The organism is Vibrio sp. FF266, from assembly GCF_041439695.1.
Lineage (GTDB): Bacteria > Pseudomonadota > Gammaproteobacteria > Enterobacterales > Vibrionaceae > Vibrio > Vibrio tasmaniensis_A.
Window position 1 is genome coordinate 84917 of sequence record NZ_JBGOOO010000007.1, and the last position, 26029, is coordinate 110945.

The following is a 26029-nucleotide window of genomic DNA, read 5'->3' on the forward strand; positions in this document are numbered from 1 at the left end:
TAGACATGACAAAACAATCCATTTTCACACTACCTAAGCTCAAAGGTGCCGGTGACAAAAAGCACATCGGCAACCTAGTTGGTTCATCTCTCGCGCTTACTATCGCTAAACTAGCGGAGCAGCATAACAGCCACACTTTACTTGCAGTGCCCGATCCTCAGATCGCACTCAAGCTTCAATCTGAAATTGAACAGTTTACGTCAAATGAGGTGGCACTATTCCCTGATTGGGAGACTCTGCCATACGACAGCTTCTCACCGCACCAAGAGATCATCTCAGATCGTATAGCACGCCTTTACGCACTGCCAACGCTAAAAGATGGCATCACGATCGTTCCGATCAGCACGTTATTGCAACGCCAGTCACCGCGCGACTTCTTACTACAACACACGTTAATGGTGAAAACAGGCGATCTCTATTCACTAGAGAAATTACGTCTGCAACTCGAAAAGTCGGGCTATCGCTATGTTGACCAAGTGTTTGGCCCGGGTGAATACGCTAGCCGTGGTTCTATTCTCGACCTGTTCCCAATGGGCAGCAAAGACCCGTATCGTATCGACTTCTTCGATGACGAGATCGACACGATCCGTACTTTCGATCCTGAAAACCAGCGCTCTATCGAAGACATCTCTGAGATTCGACTGCTGCCTGCTCACGAATTCCCAACCTCGGAAACAGCGATTGAAGATTTCCGTATTCGTTGGCGCCAACAGTTTGATGCGCGCCGTGAACCAGAATCGGTTTATATGCAGGTTTCTAAAGGCACGTGGCCTGCTGGTATTGAGTATTGGCAACCGCTGTTCTTCGAGCACACCGAAACCTTGTTTGATTATGTTGCCGATGAAGCGCAACTCCTGATTCTAGGTGATGTCGAGACTGCAGTAGATTCGTTCCTAACGGACGTTTCTCACCGATACGAGCAACGTGGCGTTGATCCACTACGACCACTGCTGACACCTGAGCAACTTTGGTTGAAGAAAGACGAGCTGTTCGCACACTTCAAACAGAAGCCACAGGTCAACCTAAGCTTAGACACGATTGAAGAAAAAGCTGGGCGTACAAACCTTCCGGTTATGCCTCTGCCTGATCTCAGCGTTCAACATCAGAATAAAGAACCGTTGTCTAACTTAAGAAAGTTCACTGAAGCCTTCGATGGCAAGGTTGTTTTTTCGGTTGAGTCTGAAGGCCGCCGTGAAGCTCTGAGTGAATTGCTTCGAGGCATCAAAGTTCGTCCAAGCGAAGTTGAAAACCTCGACGCGGCAATTAAAGGTAAAGATAAGTTCACCCTGATCCTAGGTTCTGCTGAGCATGGCTTTATCCACGAAGAGCAAAACATCGCCCTTATCTGTGAAAGTGATCTATTGGGTGATCGCGTTATTCAGCGTCGTAAAAAAGACAAAAAAAGCGTAAACAGCGACACCGTAATCCGTCACCTTGCGGAACTTAAACCGGGCCAACCCGTTGTTCACATTGACCACGGTATTGGCCGCTATATCGGCTTGCAAACACTTGAAGCGGGTGGGATGAAAACCGAATACGTAACACTTGAGTATCAAAACGATGCCAAGTTATACGTGCCTGTTGCCTCTTTGAACTTAATTGGCCGCTACTCTGGTGGCGCTGAAGATTCTGCACCGCTACACAAACTTGGCGGTGAAGCATGGCAGAAAGCTCGTAAGCGCGCCGCAGAGAAAGTCCGTGACGTCGCAGCCGAACTGCTCGATGTTTACGCCAAGCGTGAGCTTAAGCCGGGTTACAAATTTGTGCTCGATCGTGGTCAGTACGCAACCTTCAAATCTGGCTTCCCGTTTGAAGAAACCGATGACCAAGCGATGGCAATTAATGCGGTAATGTCTGATATGTGCCAAGCAAAAGCCATGGACCGCTTGGTGTGTGGTGATGTTGGTTTTGGTAAAACAGAAGTCGCAATGCGTGCCGCGTTCGTGTGTACCGATAACAGCAAACAAGTGGCCGTGTTAGTACCGACAACGTTACTTGCTCAGCAACACTTTGAAAACTTCCGCGACCGTTTCGCCAACTTGCCGATTCGTGTTGAGGTTCTGTCTCGATTCAAATCAGCCAAAGAACAGAAATCGATCATGCAAGATGTCGCCGACGGTAAGGTCGACATCTTAGTGGGTACTCACAAGTTACTTTCAAGTGACCTTCAGTTTAAAGACCTTGGCCTGTTGGTTGTCGATGAAGAGCACCGCTTTGGTGTGCGTCAGAAAGAAAAAGTGAAAGCAATGCGTGCGGATGTCGATATCCTAACGCTCACCGCGACGCCAATTCCACGTACATTGAACATGGCAATGAGCGGCATGCGTGACTTGTCAATCATCGCAACACCACCAGCACGACGCTTAGCAATAAAGACCTTTGTCCGTGAGAGTGATGACGCGATCGTCAGAGAAGCGGTACTTCGTGAAATCATGCGTGGTGGTCAAGTTTACTTCTTACACAACCAAGTAGACACGATTGAAAAGACGGCTGAGTCACTACAGAAACTGATTCCAGAAGCGCGTGTCACCGTGGCTCATGGCCAGATGCGAGAGCGCGAACTAGAACGCATCATGAATGATTTCTACCACCAGCGTTTTAACTTGCTAGTGTGTACAACCATCATCGAAACCGGTATCGACGTACCAACAGCCAATACCATCTTAATGGACAGAGCCGATAACCTTGGTTTAGCACAGTTGCACCAATTGCGTGGGCGTGTGGGTCGATCTCACCACCAAGCCTATGCCTATCTGCTAACACCTCCTCCGAAAGCAATGACCAAAGATGCGGTTAAGCGATTAGATGCCATAGCTTCACTTGAAGACTTAGGTGCAGGCTTTACACTAGCAACCCATGACTTAGAGATTCGTGGCGCGGGTGAGCTGTTAGGTGATGAACAGAGTGGTCAAATCCAATCGGTTGGTTTCACCTTGTACATGGAGATGCTTGAACAAGCAGTTGAAGCATTGAAAGAGGGGCGAGAGCCATCGCTTGATGACCTACTGCGTGAACAAACTGAAATTGAGATGCGCCTGCCTGCGCTATTGCCTGATGACTACATCCCAGACATCAATACACGTTTGTCTACTTATAAGCGTATTGCGAGTGTGAGTGACACCGACGAATTGGCAGAGTTGAAAGTCGAGCTGATTGATCGCTTCGGCCTTCTGCCGGATGCTACCAAGAACTTGTTGTCAGTTTCAGAGCTAAAATTAGCCGCGGCGTCTATCAAAGCGAAGAAAATTGAGGCTCATGATAAAGGTGGATTCTTAGAATTCTACCCGGATGCTGACATAAACCCGACCTACCTTGTTAAACTGTTGCAATCTCAACCGCAAAAGTTTTCAATGGAAGGACCAACAAAGTTCAAGTTTACGATACCATTGGTCGACAGACGGAAACGAATTCAATTTGTTAGTGATTTATTGGGCGAATTCAGACAGAACTTGCTGCCTTCGGCATAAGACCCAATCCACTTGCACATATAAATGATCCAGCCGGTAGTTCGGCTGGAAGACGGAGTAAAAATGAAAAGACTGATCCCACTGCTACTATTGTTCGTCTCACTGCCAAGTTTGGCGCAGAGACAATTTGATATAGAAGTGATCATTTTTAAGCGTGCTGTTGATGCAGAAAAAGTGAATGAATCTTGGCCAAACACACAGCCTCAGATTTCACTTGAGCGCGTAGGTTCATTTCAAGATACCCAATACCGAGCGAAGAAAGGCGTGCAGATGCTGCCTTACTCGGAATACAAGTTAACACCTCAGAAAGATAAGCTACGCAAACACGCAGGCTTTGAAGTTCTGATGCATACCGCTTGGCGTCAAGGCGACCAAGGCAAAAGCTCGGCACCGGTTTTCCATATTCAAGCCGGTAAAGACTTCTCTAAACAGTTTAATGCCGACGGTTCTGAGAAAGGTGCAGTAACTGCATCAAATCCGAATGGTTTTCAAGAAGAGACTATCGATAAGCCGCTTTACGAGTTAGACGGCAAGCTGCAAATCTACGTTCAGCACTATCTATATGCTGAAACGACATTGGATTTAAAAGCGCCGAGCGTTCGTGAAGTGACTCTACAAGAGCAACAAATCGAGCTAGATTCACCTGTAAGTGGTGCAGAAAGTAACGTGCAAGTGGGTAATCTAACGGAGATTTCTCCGACGGTTGAAGTCCAAGAGTTTCTTAAGAGCTACCGCATGGACCAAAAACGTCGTATGCGCAGTACAGAAACTCACTACCTTGACCACCCACTTCTTGGAATGGTTATTCAAGTTCGACGCGTGGCGCAGTAAGTTACTTGCCGATTCGGCTATAATTATATAAATAATTCAATCCGCCCTCCTAGTGAGGGCGTTTTATTAAGTGCTATCTATCTTTATTCTGCACTGAATCCTTTGTTCAGTACTTACATGTAATTCGGTATTTCTTATGAGCCCTGACTTTCAGATAAATACTCAACACCTCAACCTAAAAATCATTGAAGCCTCAGACGCTCAAGAGTTTTCGCAGCTGGTTAAATCCTCCCCGAGTTTATTGCCATGGCTCGACTGGTGCCACGACGAGTTTTCGACCGTCGAGGCCGAGAGATTCATTCTTGCGACTCGCTTAAACTGGGTTAAAGCCGATGCGTTTGGCTTTGGTATCTTCGAACGAAAAAGCGAAAAGTTAGTCGGCATGGTGGCCATAAATGAGCTTTACCACACCTTTAATATGGCAAGTTTAGGTTATTGGGTGGGTGATCAATTTCAGAGAAAAGGGATAGCGAAAGAAGCAATGCTTGCCCTATTTGAATTTTGCTTCGCAATGCTCAAGTTGACGCGTTTGGAGATTGTCTGCGATACAGAGAACCTACCCAGCCAAAAGCTGATCGAGAAATGTGGCGCTGAACGTGAAGCCATTGCAAAGAATCGCTTTATCTTTAACGGTAAACCGAAAGATGGCGTGGTTTATTCTGTGTTACCTCCATTATCTTAATCGCTTAATAGAGTAACAATCCGAAATAACACGTACTCGACACGATCGAAAAAGAGCTCCGAAGAGCTCTTTTTTATTATCAGCGTAATGACCTTAGAAGGCTTACCTGATTAGTGAAGCTTTAGGTTTGGACGAAGGACACGGTTAATACGACCCACCAACATCATCAGTGATGTTTTGATTAAGCCGTGAAGTGCCATCTGGTGCATTCGGTACAAAGAGATGTAAACCACACGAGCAATACGTCCCTCAACCATCATCGAACCTTTAGTCAGGTTACCCATCAAGCTACCTACTGTAGAGAAACGGCTTAGTGAAACCAGTGAGCCTTTATCTTTGTAGATGTAGTCTTTCAGGTCACGGCCGTTCAGCTTAGCGATGATGTTGCTAAATGCGCAGCTTGCCATTTGGTGAGCCGCTTGCGCACGTGGTGGAACAAACGAACCATCCGCTTGTGTACATTGCGCCAAATCACCGATAGCAAAGATGTTGTCATCAAGCGTAGTTTGCAGCGTGTTTTTGACAACCAACTGGTTGATACGGTTCGTCTCAAGACCACCGATGTCTTTCATGAAATCTGGCGCTTTAATACCAGCAGCCCATACCATGATCTGTGCTGGGATCTTCTCACCATCTTTGGTCGTTAGACCGTCAGCGTCAGCTTGTGTAACCATTGTCGTTGTACGCACGTTGACGCCAAGCTTAGTTAGCTCAGAATGTGCTGCGCTGGAAATACGAGGAGGTAGAGCTGGAAGAATACGCTCACCCGCTTCAACAAGGTTAACGTTCAGCTTGCTTGAATCTAGGTCGCCAAAACCGTATGTACGAAGCTCTTTCACAGCGTTGTGAAGCTCAGCAGACAGTTCAACACCAGTAGCACCCGCACCAACAATCGCAATGTCTACCGTACCTTGACCATTCTTAGCGTGCAGCTTTAAGAACTGGTTGTTCATTTCTGTACGGAAACGGTGTGCTTGCTCTGGGCTATCAAGGAAAATACAGTTGTCACGAACACCTGGGGTATTGAAGTCGTTTGACGTTGAACCTAACGCCATCACAAGAATGTCGTATTCAAGTTCACGGCTTGGCATCAGTAACTCACCGTGCTCATCAGTCAACTCGCTCAACGCAATCACTTTACGTTCACGATCGATATCGTTCAGGCTGCCCATTTGGAAATCAAAGCAATGGTTTTTCGCGTGTGCGCGGTAGCTTAGCGCGTCAACACCTTCATCCAATGAGCCAGTGGCTACTTCATGAAGCAATGGTTTCCATAGGTGGCTTGCTTTACGGTCTACCAGAGTAATCTGGGCACGTTTCTTACGACCTAAAGTGCGGCCTAGCTTAGTTGCTAGTTCTAAACCACCAGCACCGCCGCCTACTACGATAATTTTTGTCACAATGACAATCCTCTACAAAATGAATAAATGGGGTTCGGCTCGATTACTCCAACCGATAAATTCTATGTATCTACTCGGCCTCAATTCCAAAGGCTGCGGCTCATTTGATGACTGTGATAATAAGTAACAACAGCTCACTGAGTAGTTAGAGGGATTACAAGCAACAAACATTGGTTTGTCACTTTGCTCACGAGGATGAAAAAGGTGTCTACCTGAGAGGCAGAGCACAAATTATGGGCAAGTTTTATCACTCGCTCTCAATTTTTTTTGACATTTATCAAAATATTTTGCTTTAGAACATTATATATAGCAAAAAGATGACCGCAACAAAAATCCTTACCCACAATGAGGATTCGTGACTGATTAGTTAACGTTTGCGCAAACTCATCGATAAAATCTATATGACTAGGGCACATTGACCTTTTCACGGTCAAATTTCGTTCGATATAAAAGCGTTTTAATCGCGGCAAGGGAGAAGTAGCCTGGTCATTCTAAGCAAATCTCCCTCAACAAAGAGTAAAACGCTTTTTGCGGGGTGCTCAGCTCGAACCCTTCGGGCATCGCTTGCTAATTTGGATAAAAAAACAGCACTCAATTGAGTGCTGTTTTATAAAATGACGGTAATCCTTAAGCGTTTTTAAACGCCTTCATTGCCTGTAAGTGTTGAGAGATCTTTTTGAACTTATGACTCTCTTTTTCGTCCCAGACAACTTCGTAGTAATCTTCTAGAGCAGAAGCTGTTTTCGTATTGTCGTGAATTTCATCTTCACGAGAAAGCACCACTAAACAGCGTCCTTTGTTCTTCATACGATACTGAGCGACACACTTAGTCGCGATGTCTTCATACTCTTCTGGGCGATCAATTCGACCTACCATGTTGTTCTCAGGGTGCAGATTAGGGTTGAACACCACCTGCTTAATCCCACATAAGAAACCAATACGCTCAGACCAAAAACCACCCAAACCTACACCACAAATGATTGGATGTGGATCATCGGATTGCTCTATCACTTTATGCACTTCTTTTAGCAAATGCTGCATATCGTGTTTTGGATGCAAAGTACTGTAGTTGATGAAACGAACGTCATCATCAATGAATTGCAACTGCAGTATTTTTTCGTGATTGCCCGGGCTTGTTGAGTCGAAGCCGTGTAGATAGATAATCATTGTACCTCCCCCATTGAATATTGGTACGTTTTGATCAATCTAACACGAAAAACAAGGTTTTAAAGGGAAGACCTCTGAAATTATATTTTTCACTTCCTAAACGTGATCATAGCTACATAAAGTGTGACTAAGAGCCTCTGCTTCACGCAGATAACTGTCATCGCCCCATAGCTGATGAGCAAGTAAATACCACAGCATTGCCATCATTTGGCTTCTTGGTAACCAGGCTTCTACTCCGTCAAGCCAAGATTGGGGATCATGGATACCTCTTAGCTGACAGTACTTATTAACAGCTTCTGTAACTGGTAATCGGGCAACAGCAATAGTCAGCGTAAGATCAAGCCTTGGGTCTGCTAGCGCTGCGTATTCCCAGTCAATGATCTTAATCCCATCTTGATTCTTCACAAGGTTATAGCCACCGAGATCAAAATGACACAAAGACAGGCCTACACTTGGGATACTTGGAGCCACGCGCCACTCTTGATAAATCTTAGTGCAGGTTTCAGTCTTATGAACCGCATCAAGCTGAAGCCAGTAGTGGTCAACTCGAGCCGTATAACTGAACGGTTGGAGCGGCAGTCGCGCAGTATTAACCAAATGCACCGAGATCAGCGTCTTCAGTAAATCATCCTGCTCGAGTCCTTCGTACAACGTCTCACCCGCGATCCATTCAACCAATAAGCCTTGCTCATTGACCACTATCGGACTTGGGCCGATATCTAGGCGCTCAATAGCAGACAGTACTTGATACTCTTCATGGCGAGAGATGAAGAACGCTTTGGTGATGGGGGTAATTGGACGCCAAACATACGCGGTGCCATCGGCTAAAACCAATTTCCAACATCGATTAGTCAACCCACCTGTCAGTGTCTGTGCTCTGATTGGAGGCTCAGAAAAGTAACCATCAAGAGAACTCAAACTGGTATCAAGAAGCTTTGCTTCAGACCAAGAAAAAATCGCCATATTTACTCCCTATAAACGTCTTAACTGCCCTATAAACGTCTTAATTTCCCTACAAAAAAGGCACTGACCAAAAGCCAGTGCCTCTTCATTAATACCAATCACAGCAAATAACATGTACTGCGTTGAGGCATGACTAAGCCAAGTTAATAGCACACTAAACCATTTAAGAAGCTCAATAAGCTAAATTAAAAACCCAGTAAGCTAATTAGAAGCCAAGTAAACTTAATTAAAAGCCCAGCAAGCTCTTAGATTGTTGCTTACGGATTTCAGTTTCGTCAGCCCATTCAATCAAGCCAGACTCAAGATCCATTAGGCGCATGGTCATTTTGTAGTATACGTCTTCGTCGCTGCCCGCTTTCTTAACGATGCTTGATAGGTTGCCGTACAACATGTACTGAGCACCAACCATTTTACCAAATTGGATTGCTGAGCTTTGATTTACAAGCTCATCGTTATTTTGGAAATTCAATTGTTCACGAACAGACTCTACACGGTCCATATCAACGAAACGGAACTTACCAGAGTTCAGCATTTTAGTACTGATGGTATCAGTGATTGACTCAGTATCGATGTGCTCACTTGTTTTGTTCTTGATTCGCTCTACGAACACGATTGGACGTTGCTCACGAGTAATGTAAGACACAGAACCAGACGCCATCATGCTATCGACCATTTCGCCCGCAATCGTTTGAAGGTCAGTTGAACCGAAATCGATTGTCGTGGTTTCTACTGATTGTGCATCACCGTAGCTTACCTTGTTTGAACAACCGCCTAAAATAACCGCTAAACCTAGTAGCGCAATGACACTCTTTTTCATTTTGTTTCCTTAACTAATCACTAAGCGGGGTTACCCACTCTCTTAAATTTTTGTATTTTCGAATCCTTAGACCCGTTCTATCTCGTCTTTGCTATAAAGCTTGGAACCACTCTAAATATGAGCGGTTCCAAACGAAAGTTTACTGCTCTCTGAACTGAACTCTGAACTGAGTCGCTTTCGGATTTACCGACACTTCCGACAACGAAATACTTTCAAAGCCACGAACAATCGCTTGCTTCCAAGGTCCTTGTTTTAGGTTGACCTCAAGACCAGCATCGTCGTACCAGTAAAAGCGATAAAGGATATGTTGATCGCCTTTATAGTTACTGTTTAAACGCACGATTCCTCGCGTATGACCGTCGACGAGGTCAGTACGGATATCTTCAACCTGTAAGCGGCTACCCAATACCTTATCACCAAAGAAAACGTTCTGAGTTTGACTATCTACCCTTACGCCAGCTGTATTATCAGCACAACCAGCCAGAGCCATAACCGCTGCTAAGCTCATTAACCACTTTTTCATTACAGCCTCCCTAGCTGTTTATGCCACATTGTTGCATTGTTTCCTTGTCGAGAAATCCACACCAAAGTGGTCTGCCCTTCTCGAATATCAAAGTCATACGTTTTAGCGCCCGCTTCTAACGTATATTGACCACTGTTTGCTACAAACGTGCTGGTCTTTATTTCCGCAGGCAAAGATTGCCAGCTTCGAGTGTCTGGTTGTTCCGTGAATGCATTCCAGACGTTGAACAAAATGTTACCGACATCGTTACCTTGAGTTGCTTCTTTACGAATGCGGTCTTTCGCGACCACACGTAACGCTTGGCGAATAACAATGCTCGTCATACGTTCAGATAAATCATTCTGCGCCATCGCATTCACATCCGTAATCAAATGCTCAGACAACGGTTGCCCGCTGATTCGTAGCGCAGAAAAGCGTTCTACGCTTTGGCTCGGATAATATGGCAGCGCCAGAGAGTATATTGCGCCCTGATCGCGACTGTCATAAATAGGTAAATCTAATCGCCAACTGTCCATCGCTTGAACTGCACTTTGTTCTTGAAGCACAATTACTCGCCCTTCGCTTGCCCCTAACTTAGATGACTGTTTGTAGCGCTTTTTCAGTGTTGCTAAATCTTGTCGCATGCCTAAGCGAGCAGCTGTTGCCATGGTTCTATCGATGATTTCTTGATTCTCAGGCATGATGGCCAAAGCTCGTCGATAGTCCACATAAGCGCTGTTCAGATCGTTAGATGCTTCGTAAAGCAGACCAGACAAAAACATCAAATACGCATTTTGCACAGATTGCAGCTTTTTACCCGCATCAGGATAATTCGCAAGAATACTACCCACGTTGGCAGACAACCCTTGAGATTTTGCATCGCTTGCAGCACTTTCTAACTCAGCTTCACGTTGCTTCTTGGCTTGTTCCTGAACTTGGTTAGCACGACGCATTTCGATCACCGCACCTTCTAAGTCGTTTTTCTTTAAATAATTCAAACCAAGATATAAATGCAGAAAGCCCAACTCATAATCGGCTGGCACATACTCGGTAATATTGTCATTCACAGCCAACGCGCCGACACTGGTTGCACTGTCTGATACAGAGATCACCGCTTTACTTTGCTGATCTTTTACTGCCTGATCGGCCAGTTCGAGCGACGACTTACTCTCAGGATATTTTTGATCAAGTAGATTAATTCTACCTTTTTCAAAGTTATCAAGAATGTCACCTGCTGCGTAATCTGGTAACTCTTGTTGAGCCGTTGAATAATCCCCAGACTTGACTGCTTGGTAAATTTCTTTGTTTTGCGCGCTGTAATGACTGAACAGGCTCCCTGCCGACATATTCGCACAACCCGCTGTCAACGCCGATAACAGGGCAATGGAAGCGAATCTAAACTGGTGCTTCACTTATCGTCTCCGTGCATGTTTAAAATGCCAACTTTGTTAAAAGGATCTTAAGCAAGTGGATACCTTGCTTTTTAGGCTCTACCTAATCGATGCCGATATTCAGACAACAGATAAAACTAAAAGTTGGCATACAAACAACAAATTTTCCAACTCGCTGTTTATGTTAATTAACCATTAACTTGTATTAACGAGATCATTAACTGTTTCGTTAGCTTATTAGCCTTTTAATTAACTCATTAAAAGCGGACCAAGCGGGCGGCCACCAACCAAATGCATGTGAATATGGTAAACCTCTTGGCCACCGTGAGAATTGCAGTTCACAATAAGACGATAGCCATCTTCTGCAATGCCTTCTTCTTTTGCTAACTTACGAGCAACAGTAAACATACGTCCCATCATTGCTTCATCTTCCGTTTCAACATCATTCGTTGTTGGAATCAGCTTGTTAGGAATAATTAGAATATGACTAGGAGCACGAGGGTTAATATCGCGAAATGCGGTTACTAAATCGTCTTGGTATAGTAGATCTGCTGGGATTTCTTTATTGATGATCTTACTAAAAATGGTTTCTTCAGCCATGTGTCTCTCCGATAAAACATTTATTTTTTAATGCTTTGAGTATGCGCTATGCCGCATCAAACCACAATAAACCTGCTTTAAAGCATAATAAAAAACACCGTTCAAATCAAAAAAAACACGCCTTACCTCTCAAGAACAGCATATTGGCTAGGACAAAGGGCTATTTTTGACGTGTGCGTCATAAAATGCGTAAGCCGAGCTCAATAGAATCCTGATAATTTTGTTAGTTTTGTTTTGACCTGGTATTAGGTCCACATTTATTTAGGGAGAAAGTCATGAAGGGATCTGTGATCAAGCGTATGTACGCTGGTTTCGCACTGATCATCATCATGTTCGCAGTCACGATAACCATCATGATGAGCAGCATGAATCAGATACATAGCAACTTTGAGAGCGTCTCAAAAGTCTCATTGCCGCTGGTTGCGCTTTCAAACCAAACAAGTGTCCAATTACTTTCCGCTGACAAGTCATTTAAAGACTTCTTAACCACACAAAATTCTGAGCGTATGTCTGCAATGCGTACAGAGTTTGCTGCATCACAAAACGCTTTTTCTGAAGTTCTAGGTAGCCTAGAAACAGCAAGCCAAGACAATACCTCGCTCACTGAGCGCATCACGCAATTAAGAGCGATGGAAGAACGTTACTTCACCGAAGCAGATGAAGCGATGAACAATTATATCGCTATGTTTGAGGCGCAAGAGCAAGTACAAAAAGCATCACGTGATTTCCAACGCTTACATTCAGAATTGACCGTTGGCATGAAAGAGTACGTTGCCGACCAAAAAAGCATCTCTGTAAAAGTGATGGCAAAGAGCTACTTTATTAAACTACAAGACGCCGAGGTGATTACCTCTGATGCACTAGCAAGTTCTGATGTTGCCTTCGTACAAAAAGCCGTCAACCAAAACAAAAAGGCCGTTACCCACCTAAACTACGCGTACCGTGGCTTAGCGACACAATTGCCTGCGATTAAAAATGTTTTCGATGAATCGGTTAAAAATTTCACCAAAGACGTGGGACAAAAAGGCGGTGTTTTAGATAAACATAATAACTATCTGAAAGCGAAAGAAGCCTTGTACATCAACATTGCTAATCTAGCCGTTGAAGTCGACCAAGCAATGGCGGTACTGGATTCTTTCAACGTCACAGCGGAAGAGCAACTCAACTCATCATTAGCAGATGCGAGCAGCATCTACGACAACGGTCTATTCAAAGCGATTGCAATTGGCATTGTTGTCACCGTATTCGCTGCAGCAATTGGTTACCACATTGCACATAGTGTAAGAGAGCCACTAACGCGTATCCTAGGTACATTAGAAGGCCTGACTGAAGGAGATATGACTCAGCGTATCGATATTCGATACGACAACGAATTCAGCCGAGTAAGCCGTCACATCAATACCTTAGCCGACAACCTGCACAATATTCTGGTGAAACTGAATGACGCTTCAGATGACCTAACCAATACTGCAAGCGTAAACCAAAAAACCTCTTCTGAGACACAGGCTCAATTGAACAGTCAGCGTGAACAAACAGCAACCGTCGCAACGGCAATGACACAAATGTCTCACTCTGTACAAGAAGTAGCAAACAGCGCACAAAGCTCATTAACTATGGTTCAACAAGTAGAATCGGCTTCTGAATCAGGTCGCCAGGTCATGAACACCAACATCAGTACCATTAATCAACTTGAGGTACGTCTGACTGAATCCGTGGGTGCTGTAGGCGAGCTACAACAAATGAGTAGCCAGATTGGCTCTATCCTCGATGTTATTCGTGGTATTGCTGATCAAACCAACCTACTTGCACTCAACGCAGCAATCGAGGCCGCACGCGCTGGTGAACAAGGCCGTGGATTTGCTGTAGTTGCAGATGAAGTCCGAGTACTGGCACAAAAGACAACTCAATCGACGTCTGAAATTGAGACCATGATCAGTAACCTACAATCAAGTTCTAAAACAGCAAGTAATGTGATTGAAAGCTGCATGAGCGATATGGATATGTCGGTTGAACAAGCTTCAAGTGCTAATAGTGCTATGGAAGAAATTCAGGCATTGATTCTAGAAATCAGTCGAATGAGTACGCACATTTCTCAAGCCGCGGCTGAGCAGAGTGAAACTTCGGGTGATATCGCGCGTAACATTGAAGACATCAACCAGATTGCTGATAAGAGTTATCAAGCGATGTCATCAATTGCAGAGGCAAGCCAAAACCTAACAATTCTGGCAAACCAGCAAGGCGATTTAGTTCATCAATTCAAGCTATAAGTAAACGAAGAACCAATAGATATTCACCTGAAATGTTGGGATATCTCACCCAATAGTGATAACTAATTGAACAAGGGCAACTTTTATCAAGGGTTGCCCTTGTTTTTTATGAGCTTTGTCATTATATGATGATAAAGGCTTGCTGCTTCCCGTTTTTCTTTCACCTTTATGAGCGAGCCGCTATTAAGGAATTTATATGGCTGTTCATGTTGGCATTATCGATCAAGACCCCATTCGGTTGATCACCCCACTACTCGACAACCGAACGATCAGCACTCACATCGTGTTCATCGGTGACAAAAATCAAATCAGTATCTATCAACGCTTAGACAGCGTTTTGCAGAAGCGTGATATTACGAGTGAATTTTTCGAGATTCCAACTATCGTAAACACCTCTGCAATTAAAGAATCGATCCAAAACCTTGCTGAAGACTTAAAAGCTCGGGGACAAGAAGTGAAGCTCAACGCAAGTTGTGGCCTTCGTCACCGCCTACTGTCTGTCTATGAAGTATTTCGTACTTACCACTGGCCAATCTTTGTTGTTGAACCAAACAGTGACAAGCTGTGCTGGCTCTACCCGAATGGGAAAGAAGACGCACAAGTTCAAGACCGCATCACTATCGATGACTACTTAACGGTATTCGGTGCTCGTGGTGAATTCAGCGATGTACAACTGTCTCCGCAACTTGACCAAAAACTGTATGAACTGGGTGAGCGTTGGGCAAGTAACGCATTAGAATTAGGCCCAGGCCTTGCTACATTGAACTACCTTGCAACGACCTGCCGTAAAGAACAGAGGCTTGATGTGGGCTTGTCTGAGAAGCAACAAGGTTATCGCGAGCTGAACATGCTGTTGAGCGATTTGGTTGAAGCTAAGATTGCCACTTATGACAATGGTATTTTGACGTTTGCCAATGAAGACGCGCGACGCTTCTCAAACGGCGAATGGCTTGAGACATTGGTTCATAGCACCGTAAAGCAGATCCAAGATGACATGCCGACCATTCAAGACCGCTCTTTGAATGTTCAGGTTTATCGTCAACTCGGTGAGCGTGAGGTTCGTAATGAGCTTGATGTTGCTTCTGTAGTGAACAATAAGCTGCACATCATCGAGTGTAAGACCAAAGGTATGCGAGATGATGGCGATGATACCTTGTACAAGCTGGAATCGCTCAGAGACCTGCTAGGTGGCCTACAGGCCCGTGCAATGTTGGTGAGCTTCCGCCCTCTTCGTCATAATGACATCACACGAGCAGAAGATCTTGGCCTTGCATTGATTGGCCCTGACGAATTAAAAGATCTTAAAACACATCTCGCGGCATGGTTTACCGCTGCCGGTGGTGATGAAGATTTAGAGTGCTAATTTAAGAAACTCGAACATATCGAATTCTCAAAAACAAAAAGGCGAATGACCGCTTAAGTCACTCGCCTTTTTTGTACCCGTAACGATTATGCCAATCGTAGTAAATGACTTATATCCACTACCCCGCCCGTATTGACAAGGTCTAAACTTTACAGCATCTAGATGTTCACAAGGTTTAGAGCTCACAAGGTCTACGTTTACAAAGTCTAAAGCTCGCAAGGTAAAAAGCTCAAAGGACTTGTAAACACCCAAAAAAATGGCCACATCATTCGATGTGGCCATTTTCAAAATTTGAAGTCATTTTAAGACTTAAAGCACTTGAAAACTTAAAGCACTTGAAAACTAAAAGTACTGTTACCGACTTAAAGCATTTTACGAGCAGCTTCTACAACCACTTTGATTGAGCGCGCTTCCGTTACTTTTAGTGTCTCGTGATCAGGTATCTCTTTTTGAGTACGGTTGATGATCACACCAGCAACACAACCTGCTTTCAAACCAGAACTTGCACACATTGTTAGTAGCGTTGCAGATTCCATTTCGAAGTTAAGAACACCCATGTCTTGCCATTCTTGCATAGAACCTTGGAAACGCTTAACCACGCGACCAGAGAACGTGTCGTAACGCTCTTGACCTGGGTAGAAAGTGTCACTTGAAGCGGTTACGCCCATGTGAACTGCTGCGCCTGATTCTTCAACTGCTGCTTTCATTGCTGTAGCAACTTCGAAGTCAGCAACTGCTGGGAACTCCATAGGAGCGAAGTGCAGGCTAGCGCCGTCTAGACGAACAGAACCCGTAGAAACAATCATGTCACCCACGTTTACGTGAGGTTGGATCGCACCAGTAGTCCCAACACGTAGGAAAGTACGAACGCCAAGCTGAGCAAGCTCTTCAACTGCGATAGAAGTAGATGGGCCGCCGATACCTGTTGAACATACAACAACTGGCTTACCGTCTAGCTCTGCGCGGTAAAGCGTGTATTCACGGTGACTCGCAAGAAATACGGGATTCTCCATCTCTTCTGCAATTTTTTGCACACGAGCAGGATCACCAGGAATGATCGCAAGAGTAGCACCGTTAAGATCTGCTTCAGTAACACCTAAGTGGAAAACAGCTTGAGACATAGTTCGCTCCTTTTGGCTTATTGGGCTTTTTACCCTTATTTAAGCTCATAGTAAATTCGTGGGGTACGAACACACTCTAACCAAGCTCATAATGAAATGAAGTGACGAACATCACACCAATGATCGCAACAACATTTCAGGTTTCACGAAAAACCGATTGGCATCACAAAAATAAGCAATCCGAACGGCTGCGTTGCATACTAATGAGACAAAAAACGCCTTTAACGTATGACCGCTAAAGGCGCTTTTATGCGAGATGCTTCTTATATAAGACGCTTTTAAAATTAAGAGCGTCTATGTCTGAGAGCTGAACTTAATCCGCTTTAGACTTGAATCGAAGCAGGCGCAGTGCGTTGAGTGTCACCAGTGCTGTCGCGCCACTATCTGCAAGAACGGCAACCCAAAGCCCGGTAATACCAAGCAAACTGGTCACCAAGAACACACCTTTCAAACCGAGCGCTAGTGCTACGTTTTGACGAATGTTATTCATAGTCGCTTGCGACAATTCAATCATCGCGGGCAGCTCAGTTAAACGGTTGTGAGTCAGTGCTGAATCTGCCGTTTCAAGCGCAACATCAGTACCTCCCCCCATAGCAATACCTACATTCGCCGTTTTCATTGCTGGCGCATCGTTGATGCCATCACCGACCATAGCAACGTGTGACTGTTGAGATAACTCTTCAACATAAGACACCTTGTCACTTGGAAGCAGGCTCGCTTTATATTGCATACCAATTTTGCTGCTGATCGCTGCTGCGCTTCGTGGGTTGTCCCCTGTGAGCATGATAGATTGAATACCCAAGTAATTAAGTCGTTCAATCGCAAGCTTAGCGTCACTACGTAACGTATCTTGCCAAGCAATCAAACCAATCACAGTCGTAGCTTGTTCTGTTGACTCTTCTAGATCTTTAAGCTCAAGAGCAACCACAACCGTCTTGCCCTCGCCTTCTAATGCTTCTACCTGAGAAACCACATCGGGTCCAAGAGCGAACGTGACTTTAGACGGTGATAAAACCTGATACTTAACACCATCGACATCGCCTTCAACACCGCTACCAATGAGCGCTTTCTTGTTGTGTGACTCAGGGATCTCAACATTCAGCTCTTTAACTTTAGCGACAAGCGATTGCGCCAAAGGATGAGTCGAACCAACTTCAATCGCCCCAACTACACGAAGCATCGCGTCTTGTTTCCAACCTGATAGAGGTTGAATATCCGTAACCTGAGGCTTACCTTCAGTCAGCGTACCTGTCTTATCAAAGGCAATCGTTTGAATTTTCCCTAACTGCTCTAGTGCCACGCCGCCTTTAATTAATGCGCCACGTTTCGCCGCTGCTGCTAAACCAGAAGTAATTGCAGCAGGTGTCGAGATAACCAACGCACACGGACAAGCAATCAACAATAGAGCTAGACCTCGGTAAACCCAGGTTTCCCAAGGCTGCGCGAACAGCAATGGTGGGGTGATGATGACCAACAGAGCCACCAACATCATTAGTGGTGTGTACCAGCGGCTAAACTTATCGAGGAAACGTTCAAGCGGTGCTTTACGAGATTCTGCTTCTTCAATCAAGTGAAGAATACGGTCGATCGCATTCTCACCCTGTTTTGACGTGATGGTGATACGAACGACTTTATCGACCACCACAGCACCAGCCATGATGCTGTTGCCTGCTATATGTTCGACAGGAACAGACTCACCCGTTAGCGCACTTTCATCAAAGCTCGCAGCGTCGGTAATAAGTTGACCATCAGCAGGTAAACGAGAACCCGCTGCCACTTCAATCACGTCACCAGGAGCAAGTTCACTTACTGCAACGTCAACACGGTCGCCGTTGATAATCTTGGTGGCATTTTCTGGCACCAATGCCATTAAGGCTTGAACACCACTTCTTGCTCTTGATGAAGCAAATGCCTCTAGACGCTCACCAATCAAAAACAGTAACAGAACCATCGCAGCTTCAGCGGTTTCGCCAAGGTATAAAGCACCGAGCGCGGCAACACTCATTAAGGTTTCGATTGCAAACGGCGTACCTGAACGTGCCAACTGAACTGCTTTCTTGGCCACTGGATACAAACCAAGCAAACAGGTTACGGTAAACAAACCTTCACTTAGTTGAGGAGAAATACTTTTCAACAGTGCTGCGAAGAGCATTGCGGCTGCAATCGCTATAATTTCTAAATTAGGTTGGATATGAGCTTGCCAAAAAGTCTCGGGGTGCTGTTTTTCTTTTTTAGAACCAACTTCCGAAAGAGGGAAGCCCGTTTTGATAGAGACCTGTTCAATGGTGTCGGCAAGACTTTCATTGTCGAATTTCACAACTAGCTTTTCGGTGGCAAAGAGAACTTTGGCTTGAATAACACCTTCAATGTTACTAACGGCTTTCTCTATTTTTTTAGCACAAGCTGGGCAGTCCATTCCTGAGACCAACCAACTTTTAGAAAATTGGGCATTTAAAGTTTGAGTAGAGGACTGACTGTCTTCTTCTCCACTGTCTGAACCACAACAATCATCTCCTGACGATGAAGACGCAGTAGCAGAAGAGCTGCAACATGAAGATGAAGTACCTGCTGCGGTAATGCTTGAAATTTTAGGGCTAGAGCAACTTGCTCCAGTCGCTTGTGGTTGAACGTCCACTTTTGTTGAGCGGCACGCTGCGTGTTTTGCGCACATAATGTATCTCCTTAATACTCAAAAGCCTTGAGGTTATTGCTCACTCATGAGCAACAGAACCTTAAGTACAACAAAAGTATAAACCTTGGAGACTACTCCAAGGTCAAGAACAAATTGTCCAAGACCAAGAAGAAATTTACAAACCAACTAATCTATATTGGAGTGTCGCTGTTATTGCGACTTGAGCTCTTTACACTCTTCTCTGTTCGCCGATACATCATCAATAAGAACGGCATCATGTGAACAGAATGGTTGTGTATTCAAGCTGACTATCGACACATCGTCTTCTACAGGATCAACTTGGGAACCTTGCATAAGCTCGGCAATATGATAGCGAAGCACTAGGGTACCGAGTATTCCGAACAAAACATTGCCCAAGGCTTGCCCATACAGCACACCCAATGCGCCATACCATTGCGAGCCTAAGTAAACGAACGGCAATGTACCGAGAGTGGCTTTACCCAGATTCAGTGCCGTCGAGTAAAGCGGTTTACCTAAGTTATTAAAAGACGTGTTGGCAACAAACAGTGCGCCGTTGAAGGTGAAGGTTAACGCCACATAGGTACAGAATGCGGCAACAATAATTGCTGCATCACCTTGTAGGCTAAAGCCTTGGATCACATAGTCTTGGACAAAGTATAAGAGAATACAAACGGTGATGGTGTACGCCGTTGTAACCAACAATGAGTTGTTGAGTGTTTCTTTTACTCTGTCCATTCGCTCTGCACCAAAGTTTTGCCCAATGATAGGGCCCACAGCGCCAGACAAAGCAAAGATAACCGCAAAACAAACCGGCGTCAGACGACCTATCACAGCAAAGCCCGCGACAAAATCCTCTCCGTATTGTGCAATCCCCGTCGTTACAATCGCATTACCGATAGGCGTTGCGGTATTGGTGATAATAGCAGGCAGCGCAATAGCCAATATTGGTCGAATATTAATGCGCCATTGTACAAGAGAAGGGGGAGTCACCAGCTGGTGACTGCGAATCAAAGGGTAAAGCGAGAAAAAGAGTACTGAAAAACGAGCAAAGACAGAAGCGATAGCCGCCCCTTCGATGTTCCAACCAAAACCAAAAATAAACAAAGGGTCGAGAATCGCGTTAACAATGCCGCCCGACAAGGTCGCCCACATCGAACGTTTGGCATCACCTGCAGCTCTCAAGCCTGCACCCGCAGCCATCGCTAGCGCTAGAAATGGCCCGCTTGGCAATAAGATTTGCAGGTAAGCTTGCGCCCGCTCTGCGGCAACCCCCTTTGCACCAATCGCAGCAAGTAGCTCTGGGATATAGGCGAACATCACCGCAGTAATCGTCAAACTGATGACAAAAGCAGTCAGCATAATACTAGTAGCGAGGTTTCGAGCGTGTTCTTGATTCTTTGAACCAATAGCTTTGGAAACCAACGCACCCATAGCAATAGAAGTACCGATCGAAACGGAGGTAGAGAAAAATGTCAGTGTGCCTGCAAAACCAACAGCCGCGGCCAATTCGACTTGTCCCAACATACTGATGAACAACATATCGAGTAAATCGACCACGAATAACGCCATCAAACCAACAGAGCCAGCCCCCGACATCACCAATATGTGGCGCATCGTTGAACCTTCTACAAACTTCGCAGTTTGATTTGACATGAAACCTCCAAAAGTTGGAACACCACAAAATAAAGCTCTATAAGCTAGTCAGCCACAAACTAGGGATCTACAAAAAAGATCCACCAAGAAAAGCTCTACAAAGAAAAAAGGCGCTAGTGCGCCTTTTCAATTGAGGGTATTGAGAAAAATAATCGTTCTTAACGCACCACTATACATGATGTTTAAAACTATACCTGATGTTTAAAGCATTCATCTAAGTTCTTGCCGATTGCTCTCAAAACATCGGTTCGAGTGATCATTCCCACTAGCTTTTTGTTATCGAGTACTGGATAAGCTTTGGGTTTTCCAACTTGCATCATATCTGCCAATTCAATAATGGATAATTCTGGTGATACCGAGAGAACTTCTTGGTACATACAATCACCTACAATATGCGTGTCTTGGCAGAAATAGCTCACCTTCACTAACTTCTCGAGTAAATCTTGTTCAGAAAGGAAACCAATCACTTGTTCATTATCATCAATGACTGGACCACCCATATGATGGCTGCGCATTACTCTGTCTAACGCGAGACTTAACGGCATATCAGGAGTGAATGTCACAACCTGCGGCGTCATGTAATCTTTCACTTTAATAGAATGCATTGCGTTCTCCCTAAAATACGTTTTGTTATCGATTTTTCTATCGTGTTACCTTAATTGTTGTCTAAAATCTTGATTTTACTAAATGGATTTCAACAATTTTATTGATAGGCAAAACCTACCAAAGCAAAAAACGAGGTAACAAAAGGCTTGCACGCATGCCTATGAAGCAAAAATTTAAACACCGCTTACAAACTCTTACCTTTGATTCCTCCCATAAGCTAGCCTGAATACATAAATACTGTAACCTTCATCACACTAATAATAAAAAGCTCAACTTAGGTAATTTATGCAACACGACAACAACATGTACGCGTATGTTTATGCAGACAACGAAGGTACAGAGAACACACTTATCGCTACTGTCGACAACCAAGAAAAGCCCCTAATCTCAAGCTGTTTTAATGAGATAAAGCGCATGTCTAACTTAGCTATTGATCTTGCAGCAGAACACAACTTGAAAGTGAAACTGGTTAAATACGGAAGAGAACAAGAGATCGACTTCGGCCTATTCCTAAAATAGCGCACTCATAACGCATGTCTTGTTCGGCAAGCTTAAGCAGCATGGTCAACAGCACAGAACACCGTTGAATAACATGTTATGAGTAGGCAATCACCTTGACAATGATTGCCTACTTAATTCAACAGCGAATACCGACCACGGTAAATATACGAAAAAGGCCAGCATTCGCTGACCTTCTCATTCACGATTTCAATCGCTATACGTTATTTGCTAGCTCTTAACGACTGGCTAGTAGCTACTAACGAGTGCAATAGGCTTCCCACAAACGCGCTGCCTTTGAGTAAGCTTCAGCCTTATCGTGCGTTTCTGCGAATAAAATCGCCGTCATACTATCCACAACACTATTCGCCATCAGCTCCATCTCATCTTCCGGTGTACCCAGTACACATTCAGAAGGCAGAGGCAGCTCAGCATTCATCGTGCCTTCCCAGTAGAAAGATTCCACCTTTTCAGGAGAACTCATCCAGACAGTTTGGCTTACCTTGGGGTTGTATTCTGATTCGCCATTCATGCCTTTAAATGAAATCACCGAGTGGGATTTATTGCCAATCACATGCTCAACTTCTGCATGAAGCTGTGGGAATCCAGGGTGAAAGCTGCCACGCAAGCCTAAACGTCCACCACCAGGGTTCAATGCACGAACAACGGTATTAATCGGAGTTCTCAGTCCATAACGATGTTTCCAACCAATCATAGTTTGAGCTTGTGGGGCGAAGTTCGCCAAAGGCAAGTAAGCAATACCATCGGCTTCTAGAATCTGCTTTGCGTCTTGCGGATCTTGCGCGCTGCGAACGCCGACACATTCTAAATGCGTTTCGGCATGCGTACGACCACTGGGTTTGTCCATGTAGCCATGCATTAATACTTTATAGCCGTTGTCAGCTAGAATTTTTGCTGCCAACAGGTTCCAAGGCTTTCCACTGGCGTTATCGTTACGCTTACCTGCATAACACGGCCAATCGATATCAGCACCTAAGTCTGGCACTCGAGATTGAAACGCTTTTACAAAGCCTGCGATCTCTTCATTGGTTTCATTCTGCACACGAATCAACATCAGTAGCATAGCCATTTGGTCGTCACCGACCTCTCCGCTTAAATACTCATCCATGATGCGGTAGGCTTGTTCGAACGACAAAGGCTTACGACCTCTTTCCCCTCGTCCAACTGTACGAATACACTCTAAAATACTACTCATTGATTGTTTATTCTCTTCCGTTGATATCAATAAAATTCGAATACGTTTTCGATTCTATGACACCCGCAGTTCATTGCAAAGCGATTCAGGTGCTAGCGTGCTAATTACCAATACACTGATTGGTATTCTAAAAGTAAACTTACTGGTGTAAAATTAGAGTATGCAATACTAACCAGGACATATTGAGTAATATCCAGATGACGGTAAAAAAAACACTAAGCCAAAGAAAACGCGAATCTATCGTGGCCGCTGCCATCGCAGAGTTTACCGAGCATGGCTATAAAGCCACCAGCATGGATAAAATATCGAGCCGCGCGGAAGTATCAAAGCGCACGGTTTACAATCACTTTGCGAGTAAAGAACTGCTACTGGATGAGATTTTAGACAGCATTTGGAGCAAAACACTCGCAGCGACTCAGTTCCCCTATCAAGCCGAACAACCGCTAGATGAACAACTTACCTCTATAGCCAACCAAGAACTTGAGCTTCTCGAGTCTGAAGGTTTCATCGACTTATCTCGCGTACTGTTCTCTGAATATTTTCATAACGCAGAACTCGCGCATCAAGCGATGGAAAAATATTCTCAAGCAGAAAGCGGCCTGACGACTTGGATCAAAGCGGCATTGGCTGATGGGCGTTTGGTTGAACTCGACCCATTGTTTGCATCCACTCAGTTTATCGCCCTGCTGAAATCTTTTGCATTTTGGCCACAGATCATTGGTCATGCGCCCTCTCCTGATAAGCAGCACAAGCAAATAATCATTAATTCCAGCGTCGAGATGTTCCTTAAACAGTACCAAGCGTAATAAAAGTTGAGCTCTGCTAAGTTTTGTTGGGTTTAATTAGAGATGCGTAAACGAGTGATGTATCATGCGCTCGTTCTACGCTTTCCTGTTTAGCGGTTGCAGAATGTGATTCATACCAACCTTAATTCGGACACAAAGACCAATATTCCATGCCAAAGTTGATAAGCAAAATTTGGGTACATGCTTTTATGCTATTCGCTATGTTAGTGGCCACCGTCAGTGTGGACAGTATCGCGAACGCCAATGCTATGCAGGTAACTCAAAATCTATCAACCTTATCGCTGAACACCGATTCCTCATTCGACACCAGTGACTCATTCCCATATTCCAGCGCGCAACCCAATGTAGAACACCACTGCTGTGGCTCTGTATGCTTACTTAAAATGCCACCGTTGATTGTGTCAGAGTCTTTTGATACCCAAATTGGTTCATTGGCTTTGATCGAGAAAGAGCCTTCACACAAGGCAATCATGTCGCCACAAGCTCCTTATCGCCCTCCTATTTATTAATTGTTTGTCCCTGTTTGGCAACGCTTGCCAACGTATTACTAATACAGCTCTATCGCTGTAAACAATGACATCCAAATTTAGGAAATAACACATGAAAAAGCTATTTAGCCTATTCGCAGCTCTGATCATGAGCGCTTCAATTAATGCCGCTCAGTTTGAAGAAGGTACTCACTACAAGATCCTCGACGTAGCGAAAGCAGATAAACCCGTCGTTACCGAGTTCTTCTCGTTTTACTGCCCTCATTGCTACAAATTTGAAGGCGTCATTGAGTTCCTTAAACAAGATCTACCAGAGTCAGCAAGCTTTCAAAAAGTGCACGTAGCGTTTATGGGCAACGACATGGCTGTGCCTATGGCAAAAGCTTACGCGACCATGATTGCACTCGACGCTGAAGACAATATGGCTCCAGCAATGTTCGCCAAAATTCACGAGAAGCAACAGACTCCAAGAAACGAAGCGGAACTGCGCCAGATCTTCATTGATAACGGTATCGATGCGAAGAAGTTTGATGCGGCCTACAACGGTTTCGCAGTTAACTCAATGCAGAAGCGTTTTGATAAGCAGTTTGATGCGAGCACATTAACTGGCGTTCCAGGCGTATTAGTTAACAACAAATACATCGTAAAACCGGATCAAATCAAGAGCTACGAAGAGTACAACCAGCTGGTAAATTACCTTCTAACGCTTTAATCAAAAGCAATAATCTTTAAAACCTCAAAAGCCAGCGACCTGTTCGTTGGCTTTCTTGTCTATACAAGTGAAGTGAGCGCGCAACGCACGCTCGAAGATCATTCAGATCGCCCTTGAATACACGTCAGAATCACTGTTCACTGGCATCCGTCGTTATTTCTCATATACTGCACCCTATTACGTCATCCACTACTCTGTAGTACTCAAAATATTAGTACTCGAACATTGGGCACCTTTATGATTATTCTGACCACTAACTTTGGCAACATCGAAATTGAACTTAACCTTGAGAAAGCGCCAGTAAGTTCAAAAAACTTCCTTAGATACTGCCAAGAAGGCTTCTATGAAGGCACCACATTTCACCGTGTAATTGAGGGTTTCATGATTCAAGGTGGTGGACACACTATAGACATGACAGAGAAGCCAACACACGCACCTATCGTCAATGAAGCAAATCGTGGACTAAAGAACGTGATTGGCTCAGTGGCAATGGCTCGTACAGACGCACCACACTCAGCAACGGCGCAGTTCTTTATCAACCTTGACGACAATGATTTCCTTGACCATACCGCGACCAGCAACGCAGGTTGGGGTTACGCAGTGTTTGGCAAAGTATCGGCAGGCATGGACGTGGTCAACAAGATTGCTGTCGCTCCAACGACCACTCGCTGGGGACACGAAGATGTACCTTGCGAAGATATTATGATCACCAAGGTCACGATTCGCGATTAATTCAAAATTAGCAGTCAATTCGTTTTTTTATCAAATAACGAAGCAATGTTGGTGCTAATTGCATCGGTATTAGTTACGATGACAATAGTTGTAA

Annotated in this window: 22 protein-coding genes; 10 read left to right on the forward strand and 12 right to left on the reverse strand. The window is 44.6% G+C overall.

Going from position 1 to position 26029, the window contains the following annotated elements; all coding sequences use genetic code 11:
- Positions 1-5: 5 nt before the first annotated feature.
- The 3 genes from mfd (at position 6) to ACED59_RS07970 (ending at position 4980) form a co-directional block, all read left to right on the forward strand.
- A complete protein-coding gene (gene mfd / locus ACED59_RS07960) occupies positions 6-3467 on the forward strand; it encodes a transcription-repair coupling factor (RefSeq protein WP_017096881.1) in 3462 nt (1153 codons plus the stop codon).
- A gap of 63 nt (positions 3468-3530) precedes the next feature.
- The gene (locus ACED59_RS07965) at positions 3531-4298 is read left to right on the forward strand and encodes a peptidoglycan binding protein CsiV (protein ID WP_017096882.1); all 768 of its coding nucleotides are present in this window, start codon (positions 3531-3533) and stop codon (positions 4296-4298) included.
- 136 nt (positions 4299-4434) lie between these two features.
- Positions 4435-4980 carry a GNAT family N-acetyltransferase gene (locus ACED59_RS07970; protein WP_012604406.1) on the forward strand — a complete coding sequence of 182 codons (546 nt, stop codon included), beginning with the start codon at positions 4435-4437 and terminating at the stop codon, positions 4978-4980.
- 110 nt (positions 4981-5090) lie between these two features.
- On the opposite strand, the gene ACED59_RS07975 is transcribed toward ACED59_RS07970, so the two are convergent.
- The 7 genes from ACED59_RS07975 to hinT all read right to left on the reverse strand — a co-directional run bounded on the left by ACED59_RS07975 (position 5091) and on the right by hinT (position 11820).
- Positions 5091-6380, reverse strand: a complete 1290-nt coding sequence (locus ACED59_RS07975) for an NAD(P)/FAD-dependent oxidoreductase (protein ID WP_017096883.1) — start codon at positions 6378-6380, stop codon at positions 5091-5093.
- A 627-nt stretch (positions 6381-7007) separates the two neighbouring features.
- Positions 7008-7547, reverse strand: a complete 540-nt coding sequence (ycfP, locus tag ACED59_RS07980; RefSeq protein WP_012604408.1) for an alpha/beta hydrolase YcfP — start codon at positions 7545-7547, stop codon at positions 7008-7010.
- A 96-nt stretch (positions 7548-7643) separates the two neighbouring features.
- Positions 7644-8510, reverse strand: coding sequence for a phosphotransferase (locus tag ACED59_RS07985; RefSeq protein ID WP_017096884.1), 867 nt, complete (start codon positions 8508-8510; stop codon positions 7644-7646).
- 226 nt (positions 8511-8736) lie between these two features.
- The gene (gene lpoB / locus ACED59_RS07990; protein WP_009847157.1) at positions 8737-9327 is read right to left on the reverse strand and encodes a penicillin-binding protein activator LpoB; all 591 of its coding nucleotides are present in this window, start codon (positions 9325-9327) and stop codon (positions 8737-8739) included.
- A gap of 139 nt (positions 9328-9466) precedes the next feature.
- A complete protein-coding gene (locus ACED59_RS07995; protein WP_017096885.1) occupies positions 9467-9850 on the reverse strand; it encodes a YcfL family protein in 384 nt (127 codons plus the stop codon).
- Positions 9850-11241, reverse strand: coding sequence for a COG3014 family protein (locus ACED59_RS08000; protein ID WP_017096886.1), 1392 nt, complete (start codon positions 11239-11241; stop codon positions 9850-9852). The genes ACED59_RS07995 and ACED59_RS08000 overlap by 1 nt, the downstream gene beginning before the upstream one ends.
- A 228-nt stretch (positions 11242-11469) precedes the next feature.
- A complete protein-coding gene (gene hinT / locus ACED59_RS08005; RefSeq protein WP_012604413.1) occupies positions 11470-11820 on the reverse strand; it encodes a purine nucleoside phosphoramidase in 351 nt (116 codons plus the stop codon).
- Between the two features lie 275 nt (positions 11821-12095).
- Between hinT and ACED59_RS08010 the strand changes: the two genes are divergently transcribed.
- Both ACED59_RS08010 and ACED59_RS08015 read left to right on the forward strand, forming a co-directional pair.
- Positions 12096-14087 (forward strand): methyl-accepting chemotaxis protein, encoded by a 1992-nt coding sequence (locus tag ACED59_RS08010; protein ID WP_017096887.1) that lies wholly within the window; start codon positions 12096-12098, stop codon positions 14085-14087.
- Between the two features lie 196 nt (positions 14088-14283).
- The gene (locus ACED59_RS08015; RefSeq protein ID WP_009847162.1) at positions 14284-15450 is read left to right on the forward strand and encodes a DUF1887 family protein; all 1167 of its coding nucleotides are present in this window, start codon (positions 14284-14286) and stop codon (positions 15448-15450) included.
- Between the two features lie 362 nt (positions 15451-15812).
- Here the strand turns inward: ACED59_RS08015 and udp are convergent, their stop codons facing one another.
- The 4 genes from udp to ACED59_RS08035 all read right to left on the reverse strand — a co-directional run bounded on the left by udp (position 15813) and on the right by ACED59_RS08035 (position 21482).
- On the reverse strand, positions 15813-16571 hold the full coding sequence (gene udp / locus ACED59_RS08020) for a uridine phosphorylase (RefSeq protein ID WP_009847163.1): 759 nt from the start codon (positions 16569-16571) through the stop codon (positions 15813-15815).
- Between the two features lie 313 nt (positions 16572-16884).
- On the reverse strand, positions 16885-19242 hold the full coding sequence (locus tag ACED59_RS08025) for a zinc/cadmium/mercury/lead-transporting ATPase (protein ID WP_017096888.1): 2358 nt from the start codon (positions 19240-19242) through the stop codon (positions 16885-16887).
- Positions 19243-19413: 171 nt separating this feature from the next.
- Positions 19414-20877 carry an MATE family efflux transporter gene (locus ACED59_RS08030; protein ID WP_017096889.1) on the reverse strand — a complete coding sequence of 488 codons (1464 nt, stop codon included), beginning with the start codon at positions 20875-20877 and terminating at the stop codon, positions 19414-19416.
- 188 nt (positions 20878-21065) lie between these two features.
- Positions 21066-21482, reverse strand: coding sequence for a CBS domain-containing protein (locus ACED59_RS08035; RefSeq protein WP_009847166.1), 417 nt, complete (start codon positions 21480-21482; stop codon positions 21066-21068).
- A 286-nt stretch (positions 21483-21768) separates the two neighbouring features.
- Here ACED59_RS08035 and ACED59_RS08040 point away from each other — a divergent pair, with 286 nt between their 5' ends.
- Positions 21769-22002: a hypothetical protein gene (locus ACED59_RS08040; protein WP_012604416.1), complete on the forward strand. Its 234-nt coding sequence runs from the start codon at positions 21769-21771 to the stop codon at positions 22000-22002.
- A gap of 238 nt (positions 22003-22240) precedes the next feature.
- Here the strand turns inward: ACED59_RS08040 and ACED59_RS08045 are convergent, their stop codons facing one another.
- Positions 22241-23227: a glycosyl transferase family protein gene (locus ACED59_RS08045; RefSeq protein WP_017096890.1), complete on the reverse strand. Its 987-nt coding sequence runs from the start codon at positions 23225-23227 to the stop codon at positions 22241-22243.
- A gap of 167 nt (positions 23228-23394) precedes the next feature.
- Here ACED59_RS08045 and ACED59_RS08050 point away from each other — a divergent pair, with 167 nt between their 5' ends.
- The 4 genes from ACED59_RS08050 (at position 23395) to ACED59_RS08065 (ending at position 25935) form a co-directional block, all read left to right on the forward strand.
- On the forward strand, positions 23395-24003 hold the full coding sequence (locus tag ACED59_RS08050) for a TetR/AcrR family transcriptional regulator (RefSeq protein WP_009847169.1): 609 nt from the start codon (positions 23395-23397) through the stop codon (positions 24001-24003).
- A 149-nt stretch (positions 24004-24152) separates the two neighbouring features.
- Entirely contained in the window at positions 24153-24512 is a 360-nt protein-coding gene (locus ACED59_RS08055; RefSeq protein ID WP_017096891.1) for a hypothetical protein, read from the forward strand.
- Between the two features lie 91 nt (positions 24513-24603).
- On the forward strand, positions 24604-25203 hold the full coding sequence (locus tag ACED59_RS08060; RefSeq protein ID WP_017096892.1) for a thiol:disulfide interchange protein DsbA/DsbL: 600 nt from the start codon (positions 24604-24606) through the stop codon (positions 25201-25203).
- A gap of 237 nt (positions 25204-25440) precedes the next feature.
- Positions 25441-25935 carry a peptidylprolyl isomerase gene (locus ACED59_RS08065; RefSeq protein WP_017096893.1) on the forward strand — a complete coding sequence of 165 codons (495 nt, stop codon included), beginning with the start codon at positions 25441-25443 and terminating at the stop codon, positions 25933-25935.
- Positions 25936-26029 lie beyond the last annotated feature (94 nt).